A 304-nucleotide genomic window follows, 5' to 3' on the forward strand; every position below is an offset into this window, starting at 1 on the left:
CACGGTCTCGGTGCCGAAGGTCTCGACGAACAGGCCGACGGGCTCGGCCTTGCCGATCGCATACGCCACCTGGACCTCGCAGCGGGCCGCGAGCCCGGCCGCGACGACGTTCTTGGCGACCCAGCGCATCGCGTACGCCGCGGAACGGTCCACCTTGGACGGGTCCTTGCCGGAGAACGCGCCACCGCCGTGCCGCGCCATCCCGCCGTACGTGTCAATGATGATCTTCCGGCCGGTCAGACCCGCGTCGCCCATCGGACCGCCGATCTCGAACCGGCCCGTCGGGTTCACCAGCAGCCGGTAG

At 70.7% G+C, this 304-nt stretch carries 1 protein-coding gene; it reads right to left on the reverse strand.

Translation table 11 applies throughout. The features are described 5' to 3' along the window. Positions 1-304: methionine adenosyltransferase domain-containing protein (locus QCN29_RS36790; protein WP_279933610.1), on the reverse strand; the 304-nt coding region annotated here is incomplete at both ends.

Source organism: Streptomyces chengmaiensis, from assembly GCF_029846775.1.
Lineage (GTDB): Bacteria > Actinomycetota > Actinomycetes > Streptomycetales > Streptomycetaceae > Streptomyces > Streptomyces chengmaiensis.